This window comes from Nostoc sp. C052, from assembly GCF_013393905.1.
Taxonomy (GTDB): domain Bacteria; phylum Cyanobacteriota; class Cyanobacteriia; order Cyanobacteriales; family Nostocaceae; genus Nostoc.
On the sequence record NZ_CP040272.1, the window covers coordinates 6,988,064 to 7,002,790 of the forward strand.

At 43.3% G+C, this 14,727-nt stretch carries 13 protein-coding genes; 6 read left to right on the plus strand and 7 right to left on the minus strand.

What is annotated here, in order from left to right; all coding sequences use genetic code 11:
• Positions 1–184 precede the first annotated feature (184 nt).
• The 3 genes from FD723_RS28915 to FD723_RS28925 all read right to left on the minus strand — a co-directional run bounded on the left by FD723_RS28915 (position 185) and on the right by FD723_RS28925 (position 1,947).
• Positions 185–790, minus strand: a complete 606-nt coding sequence (locus FD723_RS28915) for a sulfite oxidase-like oxidoreductase (protein WP_179068424.1) — start codon at positions 788–790, stop codon at positions 185–187.
• A gap of 295 nt (positions 791–1,085) precedes the next feature.
• Complete coding sequence (gene rpmF, locus FD723_RS28920; protein ID WP_012407602.1) at positions 1,086–1,259, minus strand: 50S ribosomal protein L32; 174 nt, start codon at positions 1,257–1,259, stop codon at positions 1,086–1,088.
• A gap of 196 nt (positions 1,260–1,455) precedes the next feature.
• Positions 1,456–1,947 (minus strand): hypothetical protein, encoded by a 492-nt coding sequence (locus FD723_RS28925; RefSeq protein ID WP_179068425.1) that lies wholly within the window; start codon positions 1,945–1,947, stop codon positions 1,456–1,458.
• 200 nt (positions 1,948–2,147) lie between these two features.
• On the opposite strand from FD723_RS28925, the gene FD723_RS28930 reads away from it, so the two are divergent.
• Complete coding sequence (locus FD723_RS28930) at positions 2,148–4,004, plus strand: caspase family protein (RefSeq protein WP_179068426.1); 1,857 nt, start codon at positions 2,148–2,150, stop codon at positions 4,002–4,004.
• Between the two features lie 111 nt (positions 4,005–4,115).
• On the opposite strand, the gene FD723_RS28935 is transcribed toward FD723_RS28930, so the two are convergent.
• On the minus strand, positions 4,116–4,493 hold the full coding sequence (locus FD723_RS28935; RefSeq protein ID WP_179068427.1) for a Mo-dependent nitrogenase C-terminal domain-containing protein: 378 nt from the start codon (positions 4,491–4,493) through the stop codon (positions 4,116–4,118).
• A 520-nt stretch (positions 4,494–5,013) separates the two neighbouring features.
• On the opposite strand from FD723_RS28935, the gene FD723_RS28940 reads away from it, so the two are divergent.
• On the plus strand, positions 5,014–5,640 hold the full coding sequence (locus tag FD723_RS28940; RefSeq protein WP_218651763.1) for a hypothetical protein: 627 nt from the start codon (positions 5,014–5,016) through the stop codon (positions 5,638–5,640).
• A 216-nt stretch (positions 5,641–5,856) separates the two neighbouring features.
• Here FD723_RS28940 and FD723_RS28945 read toward each other — a convergent pair whose 3' ends face one another.
• From FD723_RS28945 to FD723_RS28955, 3 genes are all read right to left on the minus strand, one after another.
• Positions 5,857–7,626, minus strand: a complete 1,770-nt coding sequence (locus FD723_RS28945) for a ribonuclease J (protein ID WP_179068429.1) — start codon at positions 7,624–7,626, stop codon at positions 5,857–5,859.
• A 276-nt stretch (positions 7,627–7,902) separates the two neighbouring features.
• Positions 7,903–8,787 carry a 4-hydroxy-tetrahydrodipicolinate synthase gene (dapA, locus tag FD723_RS28950; protein ID WP_179068430.1) on the minus strand — a complete coding sequence of 295 codons (885 nt, stop codon included), beginning with the start codon at positions 8,785–8,787 and terminating at the stop codon, positions 7,903–7,905.
• A 127-nt stretch (positions 8,788–8,914) separates the two neighbouring features.
• Positions 8,915–9,952 carry an aspartate-semialdehyde dehydrogenase gene (locus FD723_RS28955; protein ID WP_179068431.1) on the minus strand — a complete coding sequence of 346 codons (1,038 nt, stop codon included), beginning with the start codon at positions 9,950–9,952 and terminating at the stop codon, positions 8,915–8,917.
• A gap of 842 nt (positions 9,953–10,794) precedes the next feature.
• Between FD723_RS28955 and tig the strand changes: the two genes are divergently transcribed.
• From tig to clpX, 4 genes are all read left to right on the plus strand, one after another.
• On the plus strand, positions 10,795–12,237 hold the full coding sequence (gene tig, locus FD723_RS28960) for a trigger factor (RefSeq protein ID WP_179068432.1): 1,443 nt from the start codon (positions 10,795–10,797) through the stop codon (positions 12,235–12,237).
• Positions 12,238–12,308: 71 nt separating this feature from the next.
• On the plus strand, positions 12,309–12,446 hold the full coding sequence (locus FD723_RS28965) for a hypothetical protein (protein ID WP_179068433.1): 138 nt from the start codon (positions 12,309–12,311) through the stop codon (positions 12,444–12,446).
• A gap of 229 nt (positions 12,447–12,675) precedes the next feature.
• A complete protein-coding gene (clpP, locus tag FD723_RS28970) occupies positions 12,676–13,374 on the plus strand; it encodes an ATP-dependent Clp endopeptidase proteolytic subunit ClpP (RefSeq protein WP_104905916.1) in 699 nt (232 codons plus the stop codon).
• A gap of 9 nt (positions 13,375–13,383) precedes the next feature.
• The gene (gene clpX / locus FD723_RS28975) at positions 13,384–14,724 is read left to right on the plus strand and encodes an ATP-dependent protease ATP-binding subunit ClpX (protein WP_179068434.1); all 1,341 of its coding nucleotides are present in this window, start codon (positions 13,384–13,386) and stop codon (positions 14,722–14,724) included.
• The last annotated feature ends 3 nt before the right edge of the window (positions 14,725–14,727 follow it).

The window sequence follows — 14,727 nt, forward strand, 5'->3', positions numbered from 1 at the left end:
GCGTTAGCGAGTCAGACGCTCAAGGATTCGCTAACGCTACACTATCGAGCGTCTTGATTCTGACCGGAGGCGGAGTGTCTCCGGCTCCGCTCCTGAATTGTGACTTCTGAATTCTTCTTCAAGAGTTATGAGTTATGAATTTTTAACTCCTAACTCCTAACTCTAAACTTCTAACTCCTAACTATCAAATCCCAAAAGCGTTGCTGTAACGCTCCTCAGCCCAGGGTTCACCACGGCGATGGTAGCCATTGCGCTCCCAAAAACCAAGTTCTTCGCCGGGCAAAAATTCCAAGCCATTGATCCACTTGGCACTTTTCCAAGCATATAAATGGGGAACAACTAGCCGCATCGGGCCACCATGTTCAGATGGAAGGTCTTCACCAAAAACTTTAAAGGCAAAGAAGTTTTCTTCGCGGATAAAATCTTCTACAGAAATATTGGTAGTATAGCCGCCATAACAGTGTTCCATAATGTGGGCTGCCTTGGGATCTACTTCAATCAGTCCCATAAAATCTATAACTTTAATGCCAGTCCATTTGACATCGAGTTTAGACCAACGCGTTACACAGTGGAAATCAGCTGTGAATTCGTGTTGAGGTAGCGCCATAAAGTCTGACCAACTAAAGGTAGCAGATTTTGCTAAACCCCAAACTCGAAACTCCCATTCTTCAGTGCTGACTTGGGGAGTTTCACCGTAAGTTAATACAGGGAAACCTTTAGCTAAGTGTTGACCAGGAGGGACGCGATCGCCCTCTTCTTTCGCTGGTTTCTGAAAAAATTTTCCTAGCATAGTTAGAGAAAAATCAGTTTTCTCAAGATGTTTACAAGCTTTTTTGCTGAGTTGCCAACAGTATCAGATGTTTTACTCTTTATATGAACTCTTGAATGATAGGTAATGGGTAATGGATATTTCCAATTACTCACTACCAATTTTTTTCGATCTAATGAGCTTATGTAGAGTGTCTATGATTCATAATGCAATCAGGAAAGCTAAGAAAAAGCATTTATCTAGCGATCGGAAGTTTGATTGTTGAGTTTGGCAATCAAATCTATCGGTGCTGTTCGTGCTTTTCCTGACTGAGAAATTATGATTCTTCTTCCTCTTCTTCAGCAGTTGGATAAACAAATGTAGAACGTCCAGTCAAAATTGATTTGCCTAGAGAAAGGGCTTTCTGAGCTTCGACGACAGCTTTGTGTCTCCAGGTAGCTCGACGTTTATCTCGTTTTGATTTTGAAGTTTTCTTCTTAGGAACAGCCATGTCAGCAGATATCGCGATTCTTGACAACCTTCTTATTCTAGGCCATCCACTGACGCCAAAGACAACAGTTGAGTCAGGAATAAGTAAGTTGGGTTAAGACTGACGCCAGGAGGCGGGAACAGAAACAATGACTTTCTTTAAATCCCCCAAGGTTCCGAGCCAAGAAAACTTTGGCTCGGACTTCTAGCTCAACCCGTCATTTTGGGGTTGACACAGGGCTAGCTGCTGGAACTTTATTAGAGTTATTTTCAAAGAAAAGTAAAGATCGCGCAGTTTTGAAGTAAGTGGCCCAATTTTGAGCATCGGGGCGCGATCGCCATTGAGGACGACTGACATCTAATGTCAGGACTGGTGCGATCGCTCCATAATTTTGTACGGACACAATAATGGAAACATCTGTCACCAAGATATCTTGGTCGAAGCTCCTTTGAGCAGCTGCCCTTGCAGCCGCTTCCGCCCTTCTGAGAACGGTTTCATAGTTTTCTTCTGGCAGGCGGTCAATAGCTAGATCGACTCTAGCGGTGTAAGCTCGCACAACCTGCGGTGCGATCGCTTCCATCAAAAACCACGCAGGGACAGTAGATATAAGCAAAACTACTAAAGGAATTATCCGGATTCTTCTGGCAATTTGGCTAATAACTGAAAAGGGAGTGATCCATGATGGTATGTGAGCAGAAATCTTGCTCATGACCTTCTATCTCCTTAATGATGATCTTTTATTGAAATTAGGTAAAAGGTATTTTCCGGCTAATTAACGTAATAAAAATTACATTCTAACTGAAGATTCAATTAGAATCCCCTAGACTATAAGACACAGGTTAGCTTTGTTTTTTTGGCAAAGCCAACCGCAATTTTAAGACCAGCAAACAATAACTGACAAAGAGCGGGATGGCAAATTACTGGGCGATCGCGATTGGCATCAATCAATATCAGTTATTTCAACCTTTAAGTTGTGCCCAAGCGGATGCTGAGGCACTAGACGATTTTTTGGTGACAGAGGCAGGTTTTCTCCCCGAACACTGTCTAGTTATGACAGATACTTCGCCACCGATTGGAAATAGGTCAACTTACCCGACGAAGGAGAATATTTTACTGCTGCTTGAAGATTTAGCAGCAAGAAGTTGGCAACCAGAAGACTATCTGTGGTTATTCTTTAGCGGTTATGGAGTCAACTACAAGGGCAAAGATTACTTAATGCCAGCAGAGGGCAACCCGGAACTCGTACAAGAAACTGGCATAGAATTGCGATCGCTGATGCAAAGTCTACAACTTGCTGACCTGAATGTACTGCTACTACTCGATATCAACCGCGCTTTTGGCACTCAAGCGGATGCTCCCGTTGGTGAAGAAACCATAGAATTAGCCCAAGAGCTACAACTGGCGACAATTCTTTCTTGCCAACCAGAGCAATTTTCCCATGAGAGTAGCGAATTAGGTCACGGATTCTTTACAGCAGCTTTGTTAGAAGCTTTGGGTTCTGGTAATGGTAGCAACTTGGCAGATTTAGAAAGCTACCTCAGCCTGATCGTGCCAAAATTATGTCACCACCACTGGCGTCCTGTCCAAAACCCTGCCACTATCATCCCATCAAGGCAGCAAGTAATTTTGCCAGAATTGGCAGTGGAAAGCGACTTTCAAGCAGAATCGGTGATTTATCCCGAAGAATCTTTTGCTGTTGCCCTTGCAGCTCCTCCCCTTGATGATTCCTCTAGAACTTCAGCAGATCGGGGCAGACGGGGAGAAGCTACTGTGAAATCTTCCCAACAGGTGAAGGGTCAAAAAGTCCAGGAATCAAGTGGCAGCTTAGTTGCCCAGCCAATGGCGGAAACTTCTTTAGGAGTGAGTACCAGAGGAAGATTTATCCCCAATTCTTCAAAAGGTTACGTCTCTCGATTGCCAGCGAATCAACCAAGCATCCCTTTTTGGAAACAGTTTATCTTGTGGGGCGGAGGCAGCTTGCTAGTAGCAGGTTTAATCGCTGTAGTTTTTCTCCGTAATCAAGAAACTTTCAGAATTAAGCAAATATCAAGCACATCACCCAATACTAATGTTAGCGATCGCCAAGTTATTGAGAATTTACCCAGCGATTCCACTCCACCAGTGAGACTCAAAAATCAATCTAGCGCCCAAATAGTCTCTAATTCCGAGTCAAAAAAGCGGAATCAAGCAGTATTAGACCTGGCGAAAATGTCGCTCAGACAAACTCAGGCGAGCGATTTGAGCATGGCGATCGCTACAGCTCGAAAAATTCAATCGGGTGAACCACTGTACGAACAAGCTCAAGAGAATATTCAGATTTGGAGCCAGATGATTTTAGATTTAGCAGAAGGTCGTGCTAAACAAAGACAGTATGCCAGCGCTATTGCTGCGGCTCGATTAATCACCAAAGACGAAGCCCCCTACGCCAAAGCACAAGCAGCAATTAACCTGTGGCGGCTAGAGGGTAAACAGTATGTGAGTAACAGAACTCTTCTAGATGCAGCTAATGCCTTAATTAAGCCTGAGCAGGCATCTACCTATAATCGAGCGATCGAAGTTGCCAAGAAAGTACCAGCAGATCAACCAGGCTTCGATACAGCCCAAAAATCGATCAATAAATGGAGTGAGAAAATTTTAGACCTGGCCAAGCGTCGCGCCGCCGAAGGAGAACGTAATGCCGCAATTGCGACCGCTGCTTTAGTGCCAGAGGAAACAGCCGCTTATGAAGATGCTCAGGATGCCATTCAAAAATGGCAAAAGAAATAGTAAAAAAATAATAAAAAATGGTTAGGAGTTAGGAATTAGGAGTTATATTATTGATCCCCGACCAGATTACTCCTGACTCCTAACTTTTTCCTCAGCGTTCATATCTCAGTATTAGCAGTACTGCGATACATCTTCGCCGCACTCGTCGGCTAGATAGCACAACGCTCGGAAACGTAAACCAACCACTTCTTCATATAAGGGGTTGAGCTTGCACATGGGTGGGATGTGAAACAAGGTCTTCCCAAATAATTTGACATCGCGCTCAAAGGGGCATTGAGATGGAATCAGTTTGCACAAACGGTGAGCTAGTTGGCGATCGCGGACTTGAATGTTTTCTACTCGCTGCCGTAGGGGTTGGAGAATATCCCAGTAGGGCTTGGAAGGAGAATGGTTAAGCTGGGTTGCTTTATGCTCAGTAGTTTCTGCTTGATTGATTGATACCCAGCTAGCCAGAAAAATCTTTTTAGTGGTATTGTCGAATACCTTCATGATTAACCCTCTGTGTTATTGAGGCTATTCACCTTTTTGATGAATATATACAACGTGGCAACGAACTTTCCCGGAAAAATCGCGTTCTGACTGCGATATAATGTAATACCTGATTAGCCACTTAAGTCAGAACCTAATTTATTACTACGTCAAGTTAATCGCAAATTTCTGGGGATCGGTAGTGTAATATTACGATCTTGTTCATAACTTGACACAGTTTAAATTTTAATAAAGACATCCATCATTGGATAGGTTTTAGTGTAACATTTACAGAACTTAATATAAGGTCTTTCTGAAAGTATTTTTGCTAAGTATAAACATCAGTAATATCCTAGAAGGCATTTTTCCTCTCCGTGTTCCCACTTTCTCACGTAAGTGTGTCCTGTTCATCGCTGGCTGAATGTCGTAGAAGCACTGATTTTGAATAGAGTAGAATCGATGGCATTTTACAAAACTTAGGTTGGCAGTGGTAATTTGAGAGTGATATAGTCTGAAGCGTTAACATCAGATGAACTTGCTTATGGGTGTTTCTGTACTCTACAACGCAATTCCTCCTAGCAGTACGCTGTATGCACGCCTTCAATCTGAAAAAGTACTCAGCATCCTTGTAGTTTCTCTTTTCCCTCATGGTTGCGGCATTTTCCGCTTTTTTGAGATTGATCCTGAAGAGATTGATGAAATCCTGGAATATTTTATCGAAACACACCAAGAGATTTTTGGATCTGAGCTAGAAGCAAATCGGGTAATTGCTGAATTGCGGTCTGAGTTAAGGCTTACTCGTCAAGCCTATCTGGGGATTGAAGATAGAACAGCATCACTAGAAAAATCATCTGTTGAGATCAAGGAACGTTTGTCGCAAGAACTATCGAGAAGAAAGTTTGCGAATGCCCATAAGATTGTTGAAAAGCTCATGTTCGGAGATCAAACTTTTGCTCCAACTCTATTGTCAGCAGAGGAGTCATTGGGACTGATATCCCGTGAGCTAGTCAGTGAAGGAGCCAGCATTTTGCGACAGATCGATCCTGAAACACTGTTTGCAAGAGATGAAGATCAGGAAGGATGGTATCTTGACCACTTTAAGCAGTGGAGAGATTTGTATCTTTCAGCAGACGAGAATAATGAGGAGATATTGGTTGGAGTTGCTTGAGGCGACAGCAACCTAACAAGTTAGATCGCTCTGCCGATTTGAACATTGTAAGATTTAGGCGATCACCTTCAAGAACTATAGATAATTTCTATACCCATTACAAAAGAAAGCGCAAAGACGTTCAGAAAAATTCTGTGTCTTTGCGCCAATCGAAATTTGAGCGGTGAAAGCCACTGCTCAAACTTCTCTCTGTATGAGATTTTTACCTGAAATTTTCTATGATGCTACCTGAGCAGCAGTCCGAGTCCGCCGTCTTCTCCCGTCAGCAACTTTTACAGGTGGCTCATCAGGGATTTGCATTAACAAAGTCACAGATGGTTGACATTGCAATTCCCGACGGATGGAACGTTGTAATTCTCGTTCTAAAGTACCTTGCAATCCACCCCAGTCTACATCTGCCGCTTCACCACCAGGAGCAAATTCTGTCCAGCGCACAGTGAGGATTTCTTCAATGCGTTGTTTTACCCAGGTTTGTAACAGCGATCGCTCTACACTTGTTACTACACCCCGGAGGTGAGTTTCTGGTTTTGCCAACAGTTTACCATTCCAATCAATGGCAGCTGCGATGGTGATAATGCCTTCAGAAGCCATGCGTTGCCGTTCTTGCAGCACTTTGGCACTTACCATACCCGAACTAGTCGTATCCACCAATTCGATACCAGATGGCACTTTACCAGCGACGCGAATGGCATCTTCTGTCAGTTCGACAATATCACCATTCTGAATAATGATCATGTTTTCTGCGGGAATGCCCATACTCTGAGCCGTTTCTGCGTGCTTCACTAGCATCCTATGTTCGCCGTGGAATGGCACAAAGAATTTGGGTCGAGTTAAGGCAATCATCAGTTTTTGTTCTTCCTGACAGCCGTGACCTGAGACGTGAATCCCTTTATCCCGTCCATAGACCACTTTTGCACCTTGAATCATTAATTTATCAATGGTGTTGACTACTGCGATCGTATTTCCGGGAATTGGGTTAGCAGAGAATACTACCGTATCTCCTTGGCGGATTTTAATGTGAGGATGTTCTTTGTTAGCAATACGAGTCATTGCTGCCATCGTTTCACCCTGAGAACCTGTAGTTAAAACCAGTACTCTTTCATCGGGTAGATTGCGGACGGCGTGCAATGGTTGCAGCAGATTATCTTCACATTTGATGTAACCTAAATTGCGAGCATGAGCAATCAAGTTCAGCATGGAACGCCCCACAACCGTTACTACACGGTTCTGCTTCTTGGCGATATCCAAAATCATGTTGATGCGATGGACGCTAGAAGCAAAGGTAGTGACAAATAGTCGCCCAGTAGCTTGACTAAATACTCTCTCCAGATTTGGATAAACTGAACGTTCTGAAGGTGTAAATCCTGGTATCTCAGCGTTAGTGGAATCACTTAGGAGGCAAAGAACGCCTTTTTCGCCATGTTCTGCTAGGCGTTGTAAATCAAACTTTTCACCATCTACTGGGGTATGGTCAATTTTGAAATCCCCTGTGTGAATGACTACACCAAGAGGAGTATGAATGGCAACAGTGAAACTATCAGCGATGGAGTGAGTATTGCGGATATATTCAACTAAAAAGTTTTTGCCAATCCGCACCACATCACGTGGTAGAACAGTTCTGATTTCTGTGCGATCGCGGACTCCTGCTTCTTCTAATTTACCCTCTAGCATTGCCATTGCTAATCTGGGCCCATAAATCACGGGGATATCAAATTGCTTGAGATGAAAAGCAATCCCGCCGATATGATCTTCATGACCGTGAGTAACGATCATCCCTTTAATTTTGTGGCGATTTTCCCGCAGATAGGTCGTATCTGGTAAAACAATATTTACTCCATGCATTGCCTCTGTAGGAAAAGCCAATCCTGCATCTAACAGGATAATTTCATCGTCATACTCAAAAAGACAGGTATTTTTCCCAATTTCATGCAAACCGCCCAAAGGAATAATTTTCAAGGCGGAATTATTAGCTTCGTTTTTAGCCATTTTCTCCTTAGATTGTTACTTGTGGTTAATTAAGTTGATAGTTAACGAACTTGCATTTAAGACATCATCTGTCTCTTAAGTCAGTCTGAAAGCAATCAAGTTTTAATTGAAGATTTCAATTTTTTATTCAATAAAATCGACTGTACACTCAAGGATTCATAGTATATCTATCAGTCCTAGCACAGGTTTTTAAATTGCAACTTATGAACAATTATGATCGTTGTTTATATGTATCCTTGGTAAGGAGTAGATTACCAATGCTTAACTAGTTGGTGACTAGATTAAACTAAGTTCTTTCAGAACCGCTTCTAATTTTTGACTGACTTCTACATCAGCTTCACATAGCGGCGGACGAGTTGAACCAACCTCCCAACCTTGAAGTTTCAGTGCTTTTTTCACTGGAATGGGATTTGAAGTGAGAAATAGGGCTTTAAACAACGGGAACAGTTGGAGATGAATGTCGCTTGCTACCTCAATTTTTCCGGCACTAAAAGCTTGGATCATCTGCTGTAGTTGGTTTCCTACCAGATGAGAAGCGACACTTACCACACCCTTTGCCCCGATCGCTAACAAGGGCAAAGTCATATAATCATCACCAGAATAGATGTGGAATTCTTTTGGTGTCAAGCGACGAATTTCACTTGCCTGATCTATACTACCAGTGGATTCTTTAATCCCGACAATATTGTTAACCTCAGCTAACCGGGCAACTGTTTCTGGCTGAAGGTTTTGTCCGGTACGACCGGGGACATTATATAACAACAATGGTAAGTCGGGACAGGCTTGTGCTATCGCCTTAAAGTGCGCTTCCAATCCCGCTTGTGGCGGTTTGTTGTAATAAGGAACAACTTGTAAGGAACCATGTACTCCTATCTTAGACGCTTTTTCGGTGGCTGCGATCGCTTCTTTAGTGGAATTTGATCCACAACCTGCGATTACCTTGGCTTTTCCGGCCACGGACTGCAATACTTCAACAAACAACTGGTATTCTTCATCCCAACTTAGTGTCGGGGATTCTCCTGTTGTGCCACACATCACCAATGTATCTGTACCGTTGTTAGCTAGATGCGCCGCCAGTTCTGCCGCTACATCATAGTTGACACTACCATCTGCTTTAAATGGTGTAATCATAGCGGTTAAAACATTGCCAAAATCTCCCACCCTTTTTTCACTCCTGATTACCCATGTTTTTATTTCTTGGTGGTTCTCTATTGTAATAACCTATCTGCAAATTGCTTTCAAGTGTCATTAGTCTTTTGTCACTTAACCAATAACCAATGACCAATGACTAATGACTAATAGCTAATGGTTTGAGTAGATTTTTCTCTACTAACAACTCAGCGATTTGGATTGCATTTAACGCTGCGCCTTTGCGGATTTGGTCGCCACACAACCATAATTCCAAGCCACAAGGATGGGAAATATCCTGACGAATTCTTCCCACTAGAACTTCATCTTGACCTGTTGCTTCAATTGGCATCGGAAAATGGTTAGTTCCCCAATCTTCCACCAATTTTACTCCAGGAGAGGAATTTAAAATTTCTCTGGCTTCCTTCGCACTAAAGGGAGTCTCAAATTCTAAATTAATGGCTTCTGAGTGGGCGCGGAGTACGGGAACCCGTATACAGGTCGCAGTGATTCTGATTTGCTGCGTGCCAAATATTTTTCGGGTTTCGTTGACCATTTTCATTTCTTCCTCACAATAACCCAAATCGTTTAATGGGGAGTTATGGGGGAATAAATTAAATGCCAATGGGTAAGGCAATATTTCGGCAATTGGTGGCTGTCCTTGTAGTATAGCGCTTGTTTGGGTTTTGACTTCTGCCATTGCCCTAGCACCAGCACCACTAGCCGATTGGTAGGTTGCAGCAACGATGCGTTGCACTGGTTTAACTTTGTGTAATGGCCAGACTGCCACAGCCATTAAAATTGTTGTGCAGTTGGGGTTAGCAATAATGCCTTGGTGATGCGCTGCGGCTTGGGGATTCACCTCTGGCACTACTAGGGGAACTTCCGGGTTCATCCGAAAGGCACTGGAGTTGTCAATTACCACTGCACCCTTTTCCACAGCAACTGCTGCCCAAGTTTTGGATGTGGAACCACCTGCACTAGCCAGTACTATATCGATATTTTCAAAAGCGCGATCGCTAACTGGCTCTATTGGTATATTTTCCCCTTTAAAGCGTAGCGTTCGCCCGACACTCCGCTCTGATGCCAATAGCTTCAAGTCAGCAACCGGAAAGTTACGGTTTTCTAATAATTCCAGCAACTCAGTGCCAACTGCACCAGTGGCTCCCAAAATAGCTAAACGATAGGATTTCGACAAACTTGCTTCCTCCTTTGAGAGACTTATCTGCAATTTATTTGAACAATTGACAATTTTTATATAATTAGCGATCGCAGTCTAGAAATAGATTTTGAATAGATTTAGATTTTTTTCTAATTTACTCTGTTTTTATATATTTAATACATTTATTCGCTTGGTTCTTTAATAAGTTAAGTGATGTTGCATTTTACAACAATGGACATGCATTTGTTTTATCGATTTTAACTATATATTATTATACAACAAACTGCCATTTAGCAGAAAAATGAAGATATCTGCACTTAGACGTTTAACAGGCATCTCACCTATAAGTTAAAGCAATAAACGTCTTGGCTAAAAAGCTGTTTACCAAGATGATAAATATACTACTAAGATCGAAATGCAGAAAACTAGCACAAAATAGAACGTTAGCTATGCGTTTAGGTAACATATACGCTTTCGTACCATAACTTAAAAATAGCTAGACACAATACTATAACTTTAACTTGGGGTACTAACCACCCGTTGAGAACTAGGATATCACGGCATTAGCCCACTGAATAATTAATTCCTGAGAGTGAGAGGGGAGTGGAGGAATAATGAGGGAGCAGGGGAAGATGGAAAATAACGAATGCCCAATGCCCCATTAACCAAATTGTTATGAAAGTAAAATGTCAAGTCCTTGATAATTGGCAGTAAACTGGATCTTTGCCCCAGGACAAACATCCATCCTTGGATGTCACAAGACCTTTTGGCAAACTCCCATTACCCCCAAGAGACATCAAGCCATAAACGTAAACAATTATTTTATTGCGTTTTGTGTGTACTCGGAGTATAAAATACCAGAAAACTAGAGACAAAGCATGAAAGTCACCCAGGAAAAACTTCCCGCCAGCCAAATTGGACTGGAAATAGAGATTACGCCGGAAATTACCAAGCAAACTTACGAACAGGTCATTAAAAACTTAGCGAGTACTGCCAATATTCCTGGGTTTCGTAAAGGCAAGGTGCCTCGGCCGATATTATTACAACGGCTGGGTACAACTCGAATCAAGGCAGCGGCGCTGGAAGAACTAATCCAAGATGGCATTGAGCAAGCAGTCAAACAAGAAGCCATCCCAGCAATTGGTCAGCCGCAGTTGCGTTCCTCCTTTGAGGATCTGATTAAGAATTATGAACCGGGAAAACCCCTGACAATTTCGGCTGCTGTCGATGTAGAACCAGAAGTGAATCTAGTGCAGTACACTGATTTGCAAGCCAAAGCCGAAGAAGTGAAGTACGATCCAGAGCGAGTGGAGAACACGCTGGATAAAGAACGTCAAGAATTGGCGACATTGATTCCTGTGGAAGGACGTGCAGCCCAAATTGGCGATATTGCCGTAGTTGATTTTAAAGGTTCATTCGCCAGAGTTGAGGGCGAAGATGAAGCGGCTGAACTAGAACCAATTCCTGGAGCCGAAGCAACTGATTTTCAAGTTGAGTTGCAGGAAGATAAGTTTATTCCAGGCTTTATTTCGGGAATCGTGGGGATGAATCCTGAAGAAACCAAAGAAATTGCGGCGCAGTTCCCAGATCCTTATGCTAATGAAGATTTAGCTGGAAAAGCGGCAACTTTCACCGTGACGCTCAAAGAACTGAAGGAAAAAGAACTACCAGAAATAAATGATGATTTCGCCCAGGAAGTCAGCGATTTTGAAACCTTAGAGGAGTTACGCGCTTCTTTGGTAGAGCGATATCAAAAAGAGGCGGACGACAAAACAAAAACCAATAAGCAGGAAGCTTTGTTAACGGAACTGCTCAAGCACGTAGAAGTTGACTTACCAGCAACATTGATTGAGCAAGAAGTGGATGCAATGCTAACCCAAACAGCAATCCGGCTGTCTCAGCAGGGATTGGATGTGAGAAAGCTGTTTACTCAAGATATTATTCCGCAATTGCGGGAGCGATCGCGCACTGAGGCCATTGAACGCATCACTCGCTCCTTATCCTTGCGAGAAATTGGCAAACGCGAATCTATTGAGGTAAAACCAGAAGAAATCGCAGCCAGAGTCAAAGAGCTTTTGGAGCAATACCCAGAAGAACAGGACGTTGATGAAGATAAACTGCGGTCAATCGTGGAAAACGAACTGTTAACCGAAAAAATCATCGATTGGCTCTTAGAACACTCCTCAGTTGAACTTGTACCCGAAGGTTCCTTGAGTCCTGTAGAGGAGGAAACGGAAGACGTAGAATCAGATGGTGATGCTGATGCACCCCAGACTGAGGAAGAAAACAGCGAAACTTCCACAGAAGTCACAGAAGGATAATCAAAAATCCCACAGCCATGAATTCACCAGTTCTGAGTTAAAGTACTGGTGAAATGGGTAAGGTAAGAGAGATGAGGAAGAAATCAATTCAAAATGACGCTCTCTACGAGACGCTGCGCGAACGCAGACTCGCTCTAAGCTTCGCGGTAGCGTCTCGTAGAGAAGCCATGCCGAAGGCTTTACGCTGTGCTAACAAAATTCAAAATTAAACAACTTCTGCCTCCTCTTTCCCAATGCCCCATGACAAATAATTAAAGAATTAATGAATTTTCGGCAAATAGTGACATCGGTTATCGCCTGAGCTTGATACTGTGTTACACGAGAGGAAATTATATGAGGCATAATGGTTAACACGTAGCTTATACAAATTCCATTCGTTGAAAAGGCAGCATCGGCTGCTGAAACATTTGTCCTAAATTATCGTCACAGAAAGCTTGTATGCTTGAATCGCAGTCGGGAAATTCCCCAATCAGCAACTTAAGTCGAATAAACATTAACTCCCAGTTAAGCAGCCCTAGCAACATCGTACCGATGGTTATAGAGCAATCTGGCATGGGAGAAAGGGCTTTCGACATCTACTCCCGCCTGCTGCGAGAGCGGATTATCTTTTTAGGAACGCCAATAGATGATGCCGTAGCTAACTCAATTGTGGCTCAGTTGTTATTCCTAGACGCCGAAGACTCAGAAAAAGACATCCAACTGTATGTTAATTCTCCTGGTGGCTCCGTCTACGCAGGGATGGCAATCTATGATACAATACAGCAAATTCGCCCTGATGTTGTTACCATCTGTTTTGGATTAGCCGCGAGCATGGGGGCATTTTTGTTGACAGCAGGAGCTGCCGGTAAGCGAATGTCTCTGCCCGACTCCCGGATTATGATTCACCAACCACTTGGTGGCGCTCAAGGTCAAGCCATTGACATTGAAATTCAAGCCAGAGAAATTCTTTACGTTAAGGCTAAGTTGAATCAGTTAATGGCTCACCATACTGGTCAACCCTTAGAAAGAATTGAAGCAGATACTGAGCGCGACTTTTTTATGTCGGCAGAAGAGGCAAAAAACTACGGTTTGATTGATCAGGTCATTTCCAGGCAAAATCTTCCCGTAGCAGGGGAAAACGTCACCATTCTGAAATAAGAGGCTGGTATGGTTAAGTACGACTCCCATTTAAAATGTTCATTTTGTGGCAAGTCTCAAGAGCAGGTGCGTAAATTAATCGCGGGGCCGGGAGTCTACATCTGCGATGAATGCGTTGACTTGTGTAATGAAATACTAGACGAGGAGTTACTCGATACCAGTGGTGCGGCAGCACAACCAGCACCAAGAGCAGAACCACCTGAAAAACGGCGTACCCACTCTGCTAGTATTTCGTTTAATCAAATACCCAAGCCAAGAGAGATTAAAAAATATCTAGACGAACACGTTATTGGTCAAGACGAAGCGAAGAAAGTGCTTTCAGTCGCCGTTTACAATCACTACAAGCGACTGGCGGTGATTCAGTCTAAGGCCAGTGGCAAACCTGGGTCAGATGATGCTATAGAACTGCAAAAGTCCAACATTTTATTAATTGGCCCGACTGGTTGCGGCAAAACGCTCTTAGCCCAAACCCTAGCGAAAATCTTGGATGTACCCTTTGCCGTCGCCGATGCGACGACACTGACGGAAGCGGGGTATGTGGGAGAAGATGTAGAAAATATCTTGCTGCGACTGTTGCAGGTGGCAGATTTAGATATAGAGGAAGCCCAACGGGGAATTATTTATATTGACGAAATTGACAAAATTGCTCGTAAGAGCGAGAACACGTCAATTACACGCGATGTTTCTGGCGAAGGCGTGCAGCAAGCCTTGCTGAAAATGTTAGAAGGAACGATCGCTAATGTACCACCCCAAGGAGGGCGCAAGCATCCCTATCAAGACTGCATCCAGATTGATACAAGTAATATTTTGTTCGTCTGTGGTGGTGCTTTCGTGGGCTTAGACAAGATTGTAGATCAGAGAGTTGGCAAAAAAGCAATCGGCTTTGTACAACCGGGAGAAGGCCAATCGAAGGAGAAACGAGCAGCAGACACTCTTCGCCATCTAGAACCGGATGATTTAGTAAAATTTGGCCTGATTCCAGAATTTATTGGGCGGATGCCAATGGTAGCAGTAGTAGAACCGCTAGATGAAGAAGCGCTGATGGCGATTCTGACTCAACCACGCAGCGCCCTAGTGAAGCAGTACCAAAAGCTGCTGAAGATGGATAATGTCCAATTAGATTTTAAAGCAGATGCTTTACGAGCGATCGCTCAAGAAGCTTACCGCCGTAAAACTGGTGCGAGAGCATTACGTGGTATTGTCGAAGAGTTGATGTTGGATGTAATGTATGAGTTACCATCCCGTAAGGATGTGACACGCTGTACAGTTACAAGGGAAATGGTCGAGAAGCGATCGACTGCTGAACTGATAATACATCCATCTTCATTACCGAAGCCGGAATCAGCTTAGGGA